This window comes from Streptomyces sp. NPDC003393 (assembly GCF_053589015.1).
This window is the reverse complement of sequence record NZ_JBSFRB010000004.1, coordinates 250,218-263,443: the sequence shown is the minus strand read 5'-3', so window position 1 is coordinate 263,443 and position 13,226 is coordinate 250,218. Positions and strand designations below refer to the sequence as shown.

Here is a 13,226-nt window from a genome sequence, read left to right as displayed (position 1 = left end):
AAGGCCCCTCCCGGACGACCCGGGAGGGGCCTTGCGGCACGGGCGCCCGGTGCTCAGTCGGCAGTGGCGACGACCGCAGGGCGGCGCGAGGCGATGACCTTCCTCGCCAGCGACTTCGGGCTGGCCAGAAAGCCCCAGCCCCACGACATGTGCATGGTGGCCAGGGCCACGGGTATCCGCAGCCGGGCGCTCAGCGGCAGGCCCTTCCCGGCCGGCACCGACCCGGCGAGGATCGCCGCGAGATACCCGCCCGGCACGACGAACGCCCAGGGGGTCAGGGCCGCGCCCACCACGATCCCGGCCGCGATCGCGCACACGGCGGTCGGCGGGGCGAGATAGCGCAGGTTGATGGAGCCCTCGTGGTAGCGGGCGACGACGTGCCGCCAGCGGCCGTAGTCCTTGTACTGCTTGGCGAGCGCCTTCACGTTCGGGCGCGGCCGGTAGGAGACCCTCAGCTCGGGCGAGAACCAGATCAGGCCGCCCGCCTCGCGGATGCGGAAGTTCAGTTCCCAGTCCTGGGCGCGGATGAACTCCTCGTTGTAGCCGCCCTGTTGCTCCAGGGCCGCACGGCGGAAGACACCCAGGTAGACCGTCTCGGCCGGACCGGCCTCGCCGCCGGTGTGGAAGGCCGCGCTGCCCACGCCGATCTTCGAGGTCATCGCCGCCGCGACGGCGTGCTCCCAGGCGTTCTCGCCCTCGGCGTGCATGATGCCGCCGACGTTCTGCGCGCCGGTCTCCTCCAGGAGGCGTACGGCCGTGGCGATGTAGTTCGGCGACAGCATGCCGTGGCCGTCGACGCGGACCACGATCGGATGGCGGGAGGCCTTGATCGCGGCGTTCAGCGCGGCGGGGGTGCGGCCGGTGGGGTTCGGGACGGTGTGGACGCGCGGGTCGTCGCGTACGAGCTCGGCGGCGATCTCGTCCGTGCGGTCCGTGGACGGACCCAGGGCGATCACGACCTCCATCTCGCCGTCGTACTCCTGCGCGAGGATCGCTTCGACGGCCCCGCGCAGATGCCGCTCCTCGTTGAGGACGGGCATGATCACAGACACGGCGGGGAACCGCACGTCGGGCTTGGCGTTCATCGGTGCTCACGTTACCGCGTACGGGGGACAGCGGTGCGCGCCGCAGGGTGCACTGTCCCGGTGCGCAGATCGTATGGCCCTACGGTGCTCACGGTGCCCACCCACGCCATATGCGGAGGTGTCCCTGCATGTCCCCCACGCCGCCCCGGTCGTCCCCGCAGTCCCGGTCCGCCGCCCGGTCCCGGCGCGGATCGCGGCAGGCCACCGTGGAGCAGCGGCCGGACGGACTGCCGTACGCGCCGGTGCCACGCCGCCGACCGCGTTGGGCCATGCGGGCGGCGACCACGCTGTCGGTGGTGGTGCTCGCCTCGGCCGGCATCGGGCACGCGGTGGTCTCCAGCCTGGACGCCGGCATCGTCCGGGTCGACCCCTTCAAGGACATGAAGAACCGCCCGCCCAGGGGCCACGGGATGAACGTCCTGCTGGTCGGCACCGACGGCCGGGACAAGATCAGCGCCGAGGAGCGGCGCAAGTACCACCTGGGCGGGCAGCCCTGCCACTGCACCGACACGATGATGATCGTGCACCTGTCGGCGGACCGGGAACGGGCCAGCGTGGTCAGCCTGCCCCGCGACTCCTACGCCGAGTTGCCCGCCCATGTCGACCGCAACACCGGCAAGCGGCACGAGCCGCACCCGGTCAAGCTGAACGCGGCTTATTCCGAGGGCGGACCGAACCTGACCGTGCGCGTGGTCGAGGGCATGACCCGGCTGAAGATCGACCACTACCTGGAGGTGGACTTCACCAGCTTCATGCGCACCGTCGACGTCCTCGGCGGCGTCCCGGTCTGCACCGCCGAACCACTGAAGGACTCCTACACCGGCCTGGACCTGCCCGCCGGCACCCACACCCTCACCGGCGGCCAGGCCCTGCAGTACGTCCGCTCGCGGCACATCGACGCGGCCAGCGACTTCGGGCGGATGCAGCGCCAGCAGCGATTCCTGGCCGCGCTGATCAAGCGCGCGACCTCCTCCCGGGTGCTGCTGAACCCGATGAAGTTCCGGGACGTGACCCGGGCCGTGCTCAGCTCGGTCCGCGCCGACCGGGGATTCCACACCGACGAACTGCTCGACCTCGGACGGGCGATGCGCAGCTTCTCCCCCTCCTCCTCCGAGTTCACCACCGTGCCGGTGGAGCAGACGGCCGTCCCCGTCGACGGGCTCGGTTCGACCGTGAAATGGAACAAGGCCAAGGCGGAACAACTGTTCCGGGCGCTGCGCGAGGACCGCCCGCTCGCGGTGCGCAAGCCGGCGCCGCGGCGGGACCGCGCCGTGCCCGTGGAGGTCCCCCCGCGCCAGATCCGGGTCCAGGTGGAGAACGGCACCAGCACGGTCGGGCTCGGCCGGCGCGTGGACACCGCGCTGGCCGCGGCCGGGTTCCTCACCACCAAGACCCCCGCGGACTCCAAGGAGCGCGGTGTGAAGCGGACCGTGGTGCTCTACGACCCCCGCTGGGACCGGTCGGCACGGTCGCTCGCCGCCGCGCTGCCGGGAGCCGGACTGCGGGCCGTGCCGGGGCAGGGCCCGACCCTCAAGGTGATCGCGGGCAACGACTTCCGCCAGGTGCGCAAGGTCCGCGTGGAGGACCCGGCGCAGGGCGCGGCCCGCGTGGTCAGGGGCGACGAGGTGCAGTGCGGGTGAGGCCGCCGGGAGCTCAGTCCTCGTAGCCCTCCGCCGCCCGCCTCTCCCGCAGCTCCTTGATCGCCCGACGGCGGGCCAGGCGGTGCGTGCGGCGTATCTGGGCCTCCTGGTAGCGGCGCTTGTCCCGCTCGGTCTCGGGCAGCACCGGCGGCACCACGCGGGGCTTTCCGTCGGCGTCCACGGCGGCGAAGACCAGGTAGGCGGAGCCGACCTGGGTGGCCGGGGTCGACTCGTTCCAGCGTTCGGCCAGGACGCGGACGCCCACCTCCATGGAGGTCCGGCCGGTCCAGTTGACCTGGGCCTTCACATGGACGAGGTCGCCGACCCGGACGGGCTCCAGGAACACCATCTCGTCCATGGAGGCGGTGACGGCCGGGCCGCCGCTGTGCCGGCCGGCCACCGCGCCCGCCGCGTCGTCGACCAGCTTCATGATCACACCGCCGTGCACCGTACCCAGGAGGTTGGTGTCGTTGTGCGTCATGATGTGGCTGAGGGTGGTCCGGGACGCCGAGGTGGGCTTGCCCGGGACGTCCGCGGTTCCGTGTTCCGCGGCGAAGGCCTGGTCTGTCATGGCCCCCACCTTATGCCGAGGCGACATACGGGGGATTTGTGTCGGCTTCGCAACAGCCGTGACCTGATTTTCCGACGGCCCTTGTACGCCATACGGGCGGGACCTGCACACTGGGCCCCATGAATGATTGGCCCGAGGGGTGGTCCGGCGACGAGCGCGGACCTCGGTACGGACGCGGCAGCGCCGGAGCGCAGCCGGAAGGCGCGCGCGTGATGCGCCAGGTGCGGCGCGGCGGCCCGGCGGTACCGCCCGGGCAGGGCGCCTACGGCAGGCCCGGCGGGCAGCGGCCCGCGGCGCCTCCGTACTCGGTGCCGCAGCAGCCGTCGTACGTCGACGGCGGCTACACGGACGGCTACACCGACAGCGACGACGGTTACGGCTACGACAGCGGCTACAACACCGGGCAGGTCTACGGCCGGCCGGGCGGCGACGGCCCCGGCGGTCCGGGCGAAGGCCGCGGTCCGCGTCCCGCGCCGAACTGGGGCCGCCGGATCAAGTGGACCGCGGTGACCCTGGTCACCGCGCTGGTGGTCACCTCGGTGGCCACCTACTTCTGGGCCGACTCCAAGCTTCACCGGGACGTCGACCTGTCCAAGGTCATCGACCGGCCGGAGACCGGCAAGGGCACGAACTACCTGATCGTCGGCTCCGACAGCCGTGCCGGAATGTCCGCCGAGGACAAGAAGAAGCTCCACACCGGATCCGCCGAGGGCAAGCGCACCGACTCGATGATGATCCTGCACGTCGGGGACAACGGCGACACGCTGATCTCCCTGCCGCGCGACTCCAACGTCACCATCCCGAAGTTCCGCGGCTCGGAGTCGGGCAAGATCAGACCCGCGATGGGCGCGAACAAGCTGAACGCGGCGTACGCGATCGACGGGCCGACCCTGCTGGTGCGCACCATCGAGTACAACACCGGCCTGCACATCGACCACTACGTGGAGATCGGCTTCGCCGGCTTCGCCAACATCGTGGACGCGGTCGGCGGCGTCGAGATGACCATCGACAAGCCGTTCAAGGACAAGTGGTCCGGCGCCGACTTCCAGGCGGGCAGGCAGAAGCTGAACGGCCGGCAGGCCCTGGCCTTCGTCCGCACCCGGCACGCCTTCGCCGCCTCGGACCTTCAGCGCACCAAGAACCAGCAGAAGTTCCTGTCCGCCCTGGCCCACCAGGTGGCCACCCCGTCGACGGTCCTGAACCCGTTCACATTCTATCCGACGATGAGTGCGGGCCTGGACTCCCTGGTCGTCGACAAGGACATGAGCCTGTGGGACCTGGCCTCCATGTTCTGGGCGATGAAGGGCGTCAGCGGCGGTGACGGCAAGTCCATGAACATGCCGATATCCGGCTCCACGGGCGGCAACCTCGTCTGGGACAAGGCGAAGGTCAAGACCCTGGTCGACGAGTTGAAGAACGACGAGACGGTGACCGTCTCCGGCAACTGACCGGCCGGCCGCCGGACGACCGGACGGTCACCGGACGACCTGTCGGGGGCGAGGCCCCGCGGTAAGCGGCCGCGGGACCTCGCCGGCCGGCCGGGTCACATCCGGGCGCCCGTCATCGCGCGACACATCTCCGCGCAGCGGCGACACGCCTCCGCACAGCGTTGCATCATCTTGTCCTCGGGCAGCGACATACACGCCTCGGCGCACATGTCACAGGCCTTGGCGCACATCGCGCACATCTCCGCCGCCATCGGCGAGCGGCGCATCATCATGTCCGCGCACATGCGCGTGGTCTCGGAGCAGTCCATGAGCGCGCGCATGATCTGCATCTGCGCCTGGCCGCCCATCTGCATGCAGGAGCTCATGGCCTCCTCGCAGACGGTGTGGCAGGTCATGCAGGCCTCGACGCAGTCCTGCATCTGCTTGCTCATGGCAGTCATGGTTCCGGGCTGGGTCATGGCTCCTCCTGGGGGGACGAAGGCAGCCGGGGCCTCGGGGCGGGCCCCGTGCCCTTCCGTCGTACGCCCCTCGGCCATCCGCCGCCATCCGACGGAAGCACGGAGTCCGCTACGCCCGCCCGGGTGAGGTGAGGCGGCGCCCGGTGACCGCGTCCGCCACTCCCCCGGCCGCGGCTCAACCCGCCTTCGCCGGGTCCTTCCCGTACAGGGCGGAGGCCGCCCGGGCCCCGGCCACGTCGCAGGCCTCCTGCTCGTCGGCCGGGGCGAGCCAGAACGGCACCAGGCGGGACGCGGGGGACGAGGAGTCCATCCGCAGGTAGTGGCAGGTGCCGTTGACGCGCAGCGCGAACACGCCCACGCCACCCCCGGCGGGGCCGCCGGAGACATCGCTCACGGCGTCCTGCGCGACGACCAGCCGCTTGTCCCTCAGGAAGTCCACGGCGCCCCGCGCGGAGTGCGGGTATCCCGCGGTCGCCATCCGCGCGGACGCGCCGGTCGACTGCCGCGCGAGCAGCCCGCCCATCTGCGCCACGAGGCTCCCGGGCCGGCCGTCGGTCCGCGCCGCCGGGCAGTCCAGGCCGGCCTTCTCCACGCTGTACGTGCCGAGGGCGAAGGTGTAGCGGTAGCAGCGGACCGGATAGGCGTGCGCGTCGACGGTTCCCTTCTCCGGCGCCACCAGCCCCAGCATCACCGTCAGCGTGTGCGTCCGGCCGCCCGGCCCGCCCGGGACCGTGTTCAGGCTCAGCGGCACGCCGCCGTGCGCCTCGACCCGGGCGACGAGGCTTCCTCCGGTGAACTGTCCGCCGTAGGTGTGCCCCGGCGAGTAGAAGCCCGCGTTCAGGTACGCCCGCAGATCGTCGGCGAGCAGGTCGGCCTGTGCGTCGACCGCCGCCGTGTCCTGGGCGGTCACCCGCTGGTACACCAGAGTGCCCGCCACGCCCGCGGCACCTGCCACCAGCGCGGTCAGCACGAGCAGCAGCCGGCGGACCAGGGCCCCGTGCCACCGCCGTTCCGCGTGGGGCCGTCCGTCCTGCCGGACCTCCATCACATCTGCCGCCACGTCACCTCTCCCCTCGGCGGGACGTCTCCCCCGCCGACGGGACGCCCGGATCACCTCACTGCCCGCCGATCCTGCCATTCCCACCGTCAATACCGGCGCCGGGCCGGAAACTTGCCGGTGCGAGCACACACCTCCAGGCCCCGCGCCCACAGAGCGGGAAAGGCGCCAGGAGGGAGGGTGCGCCGGTGCGCCTCGTCCCGGGGCGACGCGGTGGACGGCCGAGGGCGTCGCGGCCCTGCACGAGTTGCGCGCCCACACGCCGCCCGGCGTGCGGACCGCCCACGCGGCCGACGCGGTCGCCGCCCGCCCGGCTCGCGCCGTGGAGCGCCGCGGCGGCATCGGACGACGGCCGGCCGGGCCGATCCCCCGCCTACGCAGCGGGACGGCCTCCGCAGGCGCTCCGCGCTGCCGGGGGGGGGCGGCCTCGCGTCGCGGAATCGCACGGAAACCGCCACGCTGGAAGAGCGGGAGCGGATGGCCGGCACAGGTGCGAAGGGGAGTCGGCATGGCGAAGAAGCGCGATGCGGACGAGGAACTGAAGAAGGGTGATCACGTCACCTGGAACAGTCACGGAAGCCAGGCCGGGGGCGAGGTGGAGAAGAAGATCACCGAACGGACCGAGGCCGCGGGCCGCACGGTGGACGCCTCGCCGGACGACCCGCAGTACCAGGTGCGCAGCGAGAAGTCCGGCAGGCCGGCGGTGCACAAGCCGTCCGCGCTGAAGAAGGAATGAGCCGGCGTGAACGGCGACGAGCGCGAGAAGGTCGATGAGGCCTTTCACGAGCTGGTGAACATGACACCGGCCGAACTGGCGAAGTGGCTGGACTCCGACCAGTCACGCGATGCCGGGCAGCACAAGGACGGAGGCGAGTCCACCGGACACGCCTCCGGCCGCCGGATCGTTCAGATCCTGCGGGCGAAGAAGGGCGATCTCTCGGACGACGACTACCTGCACATGCGCAAGGTCGTGGGCTACATCCGCCGGCATCTGGCCCAGCGGCCCCCGGGCGACGTACGGGACACCAGGTGGAGGTACTCACTGATGAACTGGGGGCACGATCCGCCGGCGTGACCCCACCCGCCGGACCGGCGCGCTGGACGGCTCACCGGCCTCCGTGAGCCTCGGTTCTTCTTCTCCGCCGCCCGCGGGTGGCCGTCACACCCGAGCGGGTGCGGGTACGGGCCCGGCGCGCAGGAGAGCAGTGAAGGGTGCCCACAGGTGTGAGCACCCTTCCGCGGTCAGCCGGCCGTCACGGCAGGTTGCGCGCCATCACGATCCGCTGGACCTGATTCGTACCCTCGTAGATCTGGGTGATCTTGGCGTCGCGCATCATGCGCTCCACCGGGTAGTCGCGGGTGTAGCCGTAGCCGCCGAGGAGCTGGACGGCGTCGGTGGTGACCTCCATGGCGACGTCGGAGGCGAAGCACTTGGCGGCGGCGCCCTGGTAGGTGAGGTCGGCGTCGCCGCGCTCGGAGGCGGCGGCGGCCTGGTACGTCAGGGCGCGGGCGGCCGAGAGCTTCATGGCCATGTCGGCGAGCATGAACTGGATGCCCTGGAAGTCGGCGATCGGCTTGCCGAACTGCTTGCGCTCCTTGACGTAGCCCTTGGCGTAGTCCAGGGCGCCCTGGGCGATGCCGAGGGCCTGGGCGGCGATGGTGATGCGGGTGTGGTCCAGGGTCTTCATCGCCGTGGCGAAGCCGGTGCCCTCCTCGCCGATCATGCGGTCGGCGGGGATGCGCACGTTGTCGAGGTAGACCTCGCGGGTCGGGGAGCCCTTGATGCCCAGCTTCTTCTCCGGCGCGCCGAAGGAGACGCCCGGGTCGGACTTCTCGACGACGAAGGCGCTGATGCCCCTGGAGCGCTTCTCCGGATCGGTGACCGCCATCACCGTGTAGAAGTCGGAGACGCCCGCGTTGGTGATCCAGCGCTTGACGCCGTTGAGCACGTAAGTGTCGCCGTCGCGGACCGCCTTGGTCTTCATGCCGGCCGCGTCGGAGCCCGCGTCCGGCTCGGAGAGGCAGTACGAGAACATCCCGTTGCCCTTGGCGAGCGGGGCCATGTAGCGCTTCTTCAGGTCCTCGGAGCCGGACAGCAGCACCGGCAGGGAGCCCAGCTTGTTCACCGCGGGGATCAGCGAGGAGGACGCGCAGACGCGGGCCACCTCCTCGATCACGATGACCGTCGCGAGAGCGTCCGCGCCCGCGCCGCCGTACTCCTCGGGGACGTGCACGGCGTGCAGGTCGTTGGCGACCAGGGCCTCCAGTGCCTCCTGCGGGAAGCGGGCCTCCTCGTCCACCGCGGCGGCGTACGGCGCGATCTTCGCCTCGGCCAGCGAGCGGACGGCGTCGCGGAGCATGTCGTGCTCCTCGGACGGGCGGTACAGGTCGAAATCAGCCGATCCGGCCAAGGTCTCTCACGCTCCAAATACGACCAGGGTGACGCTAACTACCGTTAAGTAACCCGAATTTTAGGGGCCTGCCCGCGCAAGTGATACGTGAGCTTGGCGACAGCAAGGACATTGCCCGGCGATGGGCCCCGGCATACCCCCGATATGCTCGGGCAGCGCATCACCATCGTCCCTCCTGGAGCATCCATGAGCCTCAAGATCACCGTGATCGGCACCGGCTATCTCGGCGCGACGCACGCCGCGGCCATGGCCGAGCTGGGGTTCGAGGTGCTGGGGCTGGATGTCGTTCCCGAGAAGATCGAGATGTTGCAGCGGGGCGAGGTCCCGATGTACGAGCCTGGTCTGGAGGAGCTGCTGCGCAGGCACGTGGCCGGCATCGAGGGCTCCAGCGGGCGGTTGCGCTTCACCCGGGACTGGGCGGAGGTGGGCGCCTTCGGCGACGTCCACTTCATCTGTGTGAACACCCCGCAGAAGCACGGCGAGTACGCCTGCGACATGTCCTACGTCGACTCCGCGGTCGCCTCGCTCGCCCCGCATCTGACCGGGCCCGCGCTGGTCGTCGGCAAGTCGACGGTGCCGGTCGGCTCGGCGGACCGGCTGGCCCGGACGCTCGCCGGGCTGGCGCCCGCGGGCGAGGACGCCGAGCTGGCCTGGAACCCGGAGTTCCTGCGCGAGGGCTTCGCCGTCCAGGACACGCTGCACCCGGACCGGATCGTGGTCGGCGTGCGCAGCGAGCGGGCGGAGAAGCTGCTGCGCGAGGTGTACGCGACGCCGGTCGGCGAGGGTTCGCCCTTCGTCGTCACCGACTTCCCGACCGCCGAGCTGGTGAAGACCGCGGCGAACTCCTTCCTGGCCACGAAGATCTCCTTCATCAACGCGATGGCGGAGGTGTGCGAGGCGGCCGGCGGCGACGTCGCCAAGCTGGCGGAGGCGATCGGGTACGACGACCGGATCGGGAAGAAGTTCCTGCGCGCCGGGATCGGCTTCGGCGGCGGCTGCCTGCCCAAGGACATCCGCGCCTTCATGGCGCGCGCCGGCGAGCTGGGCGCCGACCAGGCGCTGACCTTCCTGCGCGAGATCGACTCGATCAACATGCGGCAGCGCGGGCAGATGGTGGAGCTGGCCCGGCAGGCGCTGGGCGGCGGGCCGTTCCTGGGCAAGCGGGTCGCGGTGCTCGGCGCCACCTTCAAGCCCGACTCGGACGACGTGCGCGACTCGCCCGCCCTCAACGTGGCCGGGCAGATCCACCTCCAGGGCGGCCAGGTGACCGTGTACGACCCCAAAGGGATGGACAACGCCCGGCGCGTCTTCCCGACGCTGGGGTACGCCGAGTCCGCGCTGGAGGCGGTCCGGGGTGCCGATGTGGTGCTGCACCTGACCGAGTGGCGTCAGTTCCGCGAACTGGACCCGGCCGAGCTGGGCGAGGTCGTCTCGTCCCGCCTGGTCCTGGACGGCCGCAACGCGCTGGACCCGGAACTGTGGCGGCGGGCCGGATGGACGTACCGGGCGATGGGCCGCCCGACGGCTTAGCCCGCACGACCGGCCGAACAGGCGACGCCGGTTCGGCCGAGGCTCAGTCGGCCGAACCGGCGTCTTCCCGCATTCTGCACCATCCGCCCGGGCGCCACCCGTACGACCCGGGCAAGGGTCAGGGCGCCTTGGCGCGGTACCGGCGCATCTTCGCGCGCGCCCCGCACACCTGCATCGAGCACCAGCGCCCGCGGCCGGCCGGGCTGCGGTCGTAGTACGCCCAGTGGCAGGTGACCGCTTCGCAGGCCTTCAGCCGGGTCCAGGTGCCGGCGACCAGCGCCTCGGCCACGGCGGCCGCGACCCGGGAGGTCAGGCCGGCGGCGTCGGCGGCGGCGAGGACCGCGGAGCCGTCCCGGGCGTCGACCTCCACCAGCAGTGGGGCGCGCGCCAGCAGTTCGCCCAGGGGGGTGACCGCGCGGTGCGGCGGGTGGCCGGCATGGGCGAGCAGAGCGGCCCGCAGCGACTCGCGCAGCTCGCGTGCGGCCGGCAGCTCGGACTCGGTGATCCCGAAACGCGCCCGGACGTCCGGTGAGTCCAGCGAGTCGCCGCCCGACTCCAGGTCCAGCGTGTTCACCAGGGACTCGACCAGCGCCAGGCCTCCGGGCGCGGCCGATCTCTCACTCATGCCGCGACGTTACCTCCAAAAGCCCTTGCACGGTTACCCGCCCTGAGGCAGCATGCGGTAACCGTTACCGGTTACTCGGCGCTACGGGTAACCCACTACTCCTCGGGAGGAAGTCATGGCTCTCGCCAAGCTGGGTGTCGTCGTTCTGGACTGTCCCGACCCGCGCGCGCTCGCCGGTTTCTACGCCGAGGTGCTCGGCGGGACGGTGGAGGGCGAGGGCGACTGGGTGGACCTGAAGGCGCCGGGCGGGCCGTCCCTGGCGTTCCAGGCGGCGCCCGGGTACGAGCCGCCGAAGTGGCCGCGGTCCGACCGCTCGCAGCAGTTCCACCTGGACCTCGTGGTGGAGGACCTGGACGCGGCGGAGAAGGGCGTCCTCGCGCTCGGCGCACAGCCGCTGGACGCCGCGGACCGCACCCGCACCTTCCGGGTCTACGCCGACCCCGCCGGGCACCCGTTCTGCCTGTGCGCCTGCTGAGCGGCGCCGGTCGGTCGCGGTAGCGGTAGCGGGCCTTGAGGGTCTTCACTTCCTTGTCGTCCGCCCGGTGCACGAACCGGTCCTCGTCGTCGATCCGGCGGGACAAGTAACCGCACAGGGACCCCCTTCCGCGGTTCGGGCGTGCCGATACCGCTGAAGGGGGTCCCGTTGGATCTCGCCGATCAGGCGGGTGATCCGGCGCGCCGTTCCGCGGGCGGCCTCACCCGTCGAGCGCCTCGATCGTCGCGTTGGACGGCGCGCGCGTGGCGCTCAGGTCGCGGGCCACGTCCTCGGCCGCGCCCAGCACCCGGACCGCGTTCTGCCAGGTCAGCTTGGCCAGGTCGGTCTTCGACCAGCCACGGTCCAGCAGCTCGGCGATCAGGTTGGGGTAGCCGGAGACGTCGTTGAGGCCGTCGGGGGTGAAGGCCGTGCCGTCGTAGTCGCCGCCGATGCCGAGATGGTCGATGCCCGCGACCTCGCGCATGTGGTCGAGGTGGTCGGCGACCGTGGCGGCCGTGGCGACCGGGCGGGGGTTGGCCTCCTCGAAGGCCCGGTGGACCTTCATGGCCTCCTCCGTGGTGTCCAGGTGGTGGAAGCCGTGCGCCCGCATGTTCTCGTCGGCCGCGGCCGTCCAGTCGACGGCGGCCTGGAGGACGAACTTGGGCACGAACGTCACCATGGCCATGCCGCCGTTGGCGGGCAGGCGTTCGAGGACCTCGTCGGGGATGTTGCGCGGGTGGTCGCAGACGGCCCGGGAGGAGGAGTGGGAGAAGATCACCGGGGCGCTCGAGGTGTCCAGCGCGTCCCGCATGGTCGTCGCCGCCACGTGGGAGAGGTCCACCAGCATGCCCAGGCGGTTCATCTCCCGCACCACCTCGCGGCCGAAGGCCGACAGTCCGCCCACGCCCGGCTCGTCCGTCGCCGAGTCCGCCCACGCCACGTTGTCGTTGTGGGTGAGGGTCATGTAGCGCACGCCGAGCGCGTACAGACCGCGCAGAGTGCCGAGCGAGTTCGCGATGGAGTGGCCGCCCTCCGCGCCCATCAGCGAGGCGATACGGCCGTCCGCGCGGGCCGCCTCCATGTCCGCGGCGGTCAGCGCGGGCGCCAGGTCCGCCGGGTAGCGGGCGAGCAGCTGCCGTACGCAGTCGATCTGCTCCAGGGTCGCCGGCACGGCGTCGGGCAGGTCCGAGCGGACGTACACCGACCAGTACTGCGCGCCGACGCCGCCCACGCGCAGCCGCGGGATGTCGGTGTGCAGGTGGGCGTTCTGGGCGGCGGCGATGTCGCGGGCGCCGAGGTCGTAGCGGACCTGCTCGCGCAGCGCCCAGGGCAGGTCGTTGTGACCGTCGACGACCGGGAAGTCGCGCAGCAGTTCCCGGGCTTCCTCGAGGGAGGCCATCGGCGTCACTTCCCCGTGCCGAAGCCGAAGCCGCCGGTGCCCTCGACCTTGGCGCGCAGCCGCTTGCCCTTCTCGGCGGCCTGGTCGCCCAGGTCCTGCTGGAACTCCCGCATGCGGGTCAGCAGCTCCTCGTCGTGGGCGGCGAGGATCCGGGCGGCGAGCAGGCCGGCGTTGCGGGCGCCGCCGACCGAGACCGTCGCGACCGGCACGCCGGCCGGCATCTGCACGATCGACAGCAGCGAGTCCATCCCGTCCAGGTACTTCAGCGGAACGGGCACGCCGATCACCGGCAGCGGCGTGACGGAGGCGAGCATGCCGGGCAGGTGGGCGGCGCCGCCCGCGCCCGCGATGATCACCTTCAGTCCCCGCTCCGCCGCGTGCTCGCCGTAGGTGATCATCTCGCGGGGCATGCGGTGCGCGGAGACGACGTCGACCTCGTAGGAGATCTCGAACTCGTCGAGCGCCTCGGCGGCGGCCTCCATGACGGGCCAGTCGGAGTCCGACCCCATGACGATGCCCACCGAAGG

The 13,226-nt window shown here is 71.7% G+C and carries 14 protein-coding genes; 6 read left to right on the top strand and 8 right to left on the bottom strand.

What is annotated here, in order from left to right:
* Positions 1–53: 53 nt before the first annotated feature.
* Positions 54–1,085, bottom strand: a complete 1,032-nt coding sequence (locus ACWDUZ_RS06585) for a glycosyltransferase family 2 protein (RefSeq protein ID WP_451630676.1) — start codon at positions 1,083–1,085, stop codon at positions 54–56.
* Positions 1,086–1,213: 128 nt separating this feature from the next.
* On the opposite strand from ACWDUZ_RS06585, the gene ACWDUZ_RS06580 reads away from it, so the two are divergent.
* The gene (locus tag ACWDUZ_RS06580; protein WP_451630675.1) at positions 1,214–2,725 is read left to right on the top strand and encodes an LCP family protein; all 1,512 of its coding nucleotides are present in this window, start codon (positions 1,214–1,216) and stop codon (positions 2,723–2,725) included.
* A 13-nt stretch (positions 2,726–2,738) separates the two neighbouring features.
* On the opposite strand, the gene ACWDUZ_RS06575 is transcribed toward ACWDUZ_RS06580, so the two are convergent.
* Complete coding sequence (locus ACWDUZ_RS06575) at positions 2,739–3,296, bottom strand: acyl-CoA thioesterase (RefSeq protein WP_451630674.1); 558 nt, start codon at positions 3,294–3,296, stop codon at positions 2,739–2,741.
* 119 nt (positions 3,297–3,415) lie between these two features.
* Here ACWDUZ_RS06575 and ACWDUZ_RS06570 point away from each other — a divergent pair, with 119 nt between their 5' ends.
* Positions 3,416–4,744 (top strand): LCP family protein, encoded by a 1,329-nt coding sequence (locus ACWDUZ_RS06570; RefSeq protein WP_451630673.1) that lies wholly within the window; start codon positions 3,416–3,418, stop codon positions 4,742–4,744.
* 95 nt (positions 4,745–4,839) lie between these two features.
* Here the strand turns inward: ACWDUZ_RS06570 and ACWDUZ_RS06565 are convergent, their stop codons facing one another.
* Positions 4,840–5,202 (bottom strand): four-helix bundle copper-binding protein, encoded by a 363-nt coding sequence (locus tag ACWDUZ_RS06565; protein WP_451630672.1) that lies wholly within the window; start codon positions 5,200–5,202, stop codon positions 4,840–4,842.
* 175 nt (positions 5,203–5,377) lie between these two features.
* Positions 5,378–6,262, bottom strand: a complete 885-nt coding sequence (locus ACWDUZ_RS06560; protein WP_451630671.1) for a hypothetical protein — start codon at positions 6,260–6,262, stop codon at positions 5,378–5,380.
* 505 nt (positions 6,263–6,767) lie between these two features.
* On the opposite strand from ACWDUZ_RS06560, the gene ACWDUZ_RS06555 reads away from it, so the two are divergent.
* Both ACWDUZ_RS06555 and ACWDUZ_RS06550 read left to right on the top strand, forming a co-directional pair.
* The gene (locus ACWDUZ_RS06555; protein ID WP_451630670.1) at positions 6,768–6,995 is read left to right on the top strand and encodes a DUF2945 domain-containing protein; all 228 of its coding nucleotides are present in this window, start codon (positions 6,768–6,770) and stop codon (positions 6,993–6,995) included.
* Between the two features lie 6 nt (positions 6,996–7,001).
* Positions 7,002–7,334, top strand: coding sequence for a DUF3140 domain-containing protein (locus ACWDUZ_RS06550; protein WP_451630669.1), 333 nt, complete (start codon positions 7,002–7,004; stop codon positions 7,332–7,334).
* 178 nt (positions 7,335–7,512) lie between these two features.
* On the opposite strand, the gene ACWDUZ_RS06545 is transcribed toward ACWDUZ_RS06550, so the two are convergent.
* Positions 7,513–8,670: an acyl-CoA dehydrogenase gene (locus tag ACWDUZ_RS06545; protein WP_451630668.1), complete on the bottom strand. Its 1,158-nt coding sequence runs from the start codon at positions 8,668–8,670 to the stop codon at positions 7,513–7,515.
* A 186-nt stretch (positions 8,671–8,856) separates the two neighbouring features.
* On the opposite strand from ACWDUZ_RS06545, the gene ACWDUZ_RS06540 reads away from it, so the two are divergent.
* Positions 8,857–10,200, top strand: coding sequence for a UDP-glucose dehydrogenase family protein (locus ACWDUZ_RS06540; RefSeq protein WP_451630667.1), 1,344 nt, complete (start codon positions 8,857–8,859; stop codon positions 10,198–10,200).
* A gap of 118 nt (positions 10,201–10,318) precedes the next feature.
* Here the strand turns inward: ACWDUZ_RS06540 and ACWDUZ_RS06535 are convergent, their stop codons facing one another.
* Positions 10,319–10,825, bottom strand: a complete 507-nt coding sequence (locus ACWDUZ_RS06535) for a CGNR zinc finger domain-containing protein (protein ID WP_451630666.1) — start codon at positions 10,823–10,825, stop codon at positions 10,319–10,321.
* Positions 10,826–10,940: 115 nt separating this feature from the next.
* On the opposite strand from ACWDUZ_RS06535, the gene ACWDUZ_RS06530 reads away from it, so the two are divergent.
* Positions 10,941–11,300, top strand: a complete 360-nt coding sequence (locus ACWDUZ_RS06530; RefSeq protein ID WP_451630665.1) for a VOC family protein — start codon at positions 10,941–10,943, stop codon at positions 11,298–11,300.
* Between the two features lie 220 nt (positions 11,301–11,520).
* Here the strand turns inward: ACWDUZ_RS06530 and ACWDUZ_RS06525 are convergent, their stop codons facing one another.
* Together ACWDUZ_RS06525 and purE are read right to left on the bottom strand one after the other, a co-directional pair.
* Complete coding sequence (locus ACWDUZ_RS06525) at positions 11,521–12,699, bottom strand: dipeptidase (protein WP_451630664.1); 1,179 nt, start codon at positions 12,697–12,699, stop codon at positions 11,521–11,523.
* 5 nt (positions 12,700–12,704) lie between these two features.
* The gene (gene purE, locus ACWDUZ_RS06520; RefSeq protein WP_451630708.1) at positions 12,705–13,208 is read right to left on the bottom strand and encodes a 5-(carboxyamino)imidazole ribonucleotide mutase; all 504 of its coding nucleotides are present in this window, start codon (positions 13,206–13,208) and stop codon (positions 12,705–12,707) included.
* Positions 13,209–13,226 lie beyond the last annotated feature (18 nt).

Excerpts from the sequence above, each read along its gene's own strand:
- purE (WP_451630708.1), bottom strand. The coding sequence starts at position 13,208 with ATGGGGTCGGACTCCGACTGGCCCGTCATGGAGGCCGCCGCCGAGGCG.
- ACWDUZ_RS06535 (WP_451630666.1), bottom strand. The coding sequence starts at position 10,825 with ATGAGTGAGAGATCGGCCGCGCCCGGAGGCCTGGCGCTGGTCGAGTCC.
- ACWDUZ_RS06580 (WP_451630675.1), top strand. The coding sequence starts at position 1,214 with ATGTCCCCCACGCCGCCCCGGTCGTCCCCGCAGTCCCGGTCCGCCGCC.
- ACWDUZ_RS06525 (WP_451630664.1), bottom strand. The coding sequence starts at position 12,699 with ATGGCCTCCCTCGAGGAAGCCCGGGAACTGCTGCGCGACTTCCCGGTC.
- ACWDUZ_RS06575 (WP_451630674.1), bottom strand. The coding sequence starts at position 3,296 with ATGACAGACCAGGCCTTCGCCGCGGAACACGGAACCGCGGACGTCCCG.
- ACWDUZ_RS06530 (WP_451630665.1), top strand. The coding sequence starts at position 10,941 with ATGGCTCTCGCCAAGCTGGGTGTCGTCGTTCTGGACTGTCCCGACCCG.
- ACWDUZ_RS06555 (WP_451630670.1), top strand. The coding sequence starts at position 6,768 with ATGGCGAAGAAGCGCGATGCGGACGAGGAACTGAAGAAGGGTGATCAC.
- ACWDUZ_RS06540 (WP_451630667.1), top strand. The coding sequence starts at position 8,857 with ATGAGCCTCAAGATCACCGTGATCGGCACCGGCTATCTCGGCGCGACG.
- ACWDUZ_RS06565 (WP_451630672.1), bottom strand. The coding sequence starts at position 5,202 with ATGACCCAGCCCGGAACCATGACTGCCATGAGCAAGCAGATGCAGGAC.
- ACWDUZ_RS06585 (WP_451630676.1), bottom strand. The coding sequence starts at position 1,085 with ATGAACGCCAAGCCCGACGTGCGGTTCCCCGCCGTGTCTGTGATCATG.
- ACWDUZ_RS06570 (WP_451630673.1), top strand. The coding sequence starts at position 3,416 with ATGAATGATTGGCCCGAGGGGTGGTCCGGCGACGAGCGCGGACCTCGG.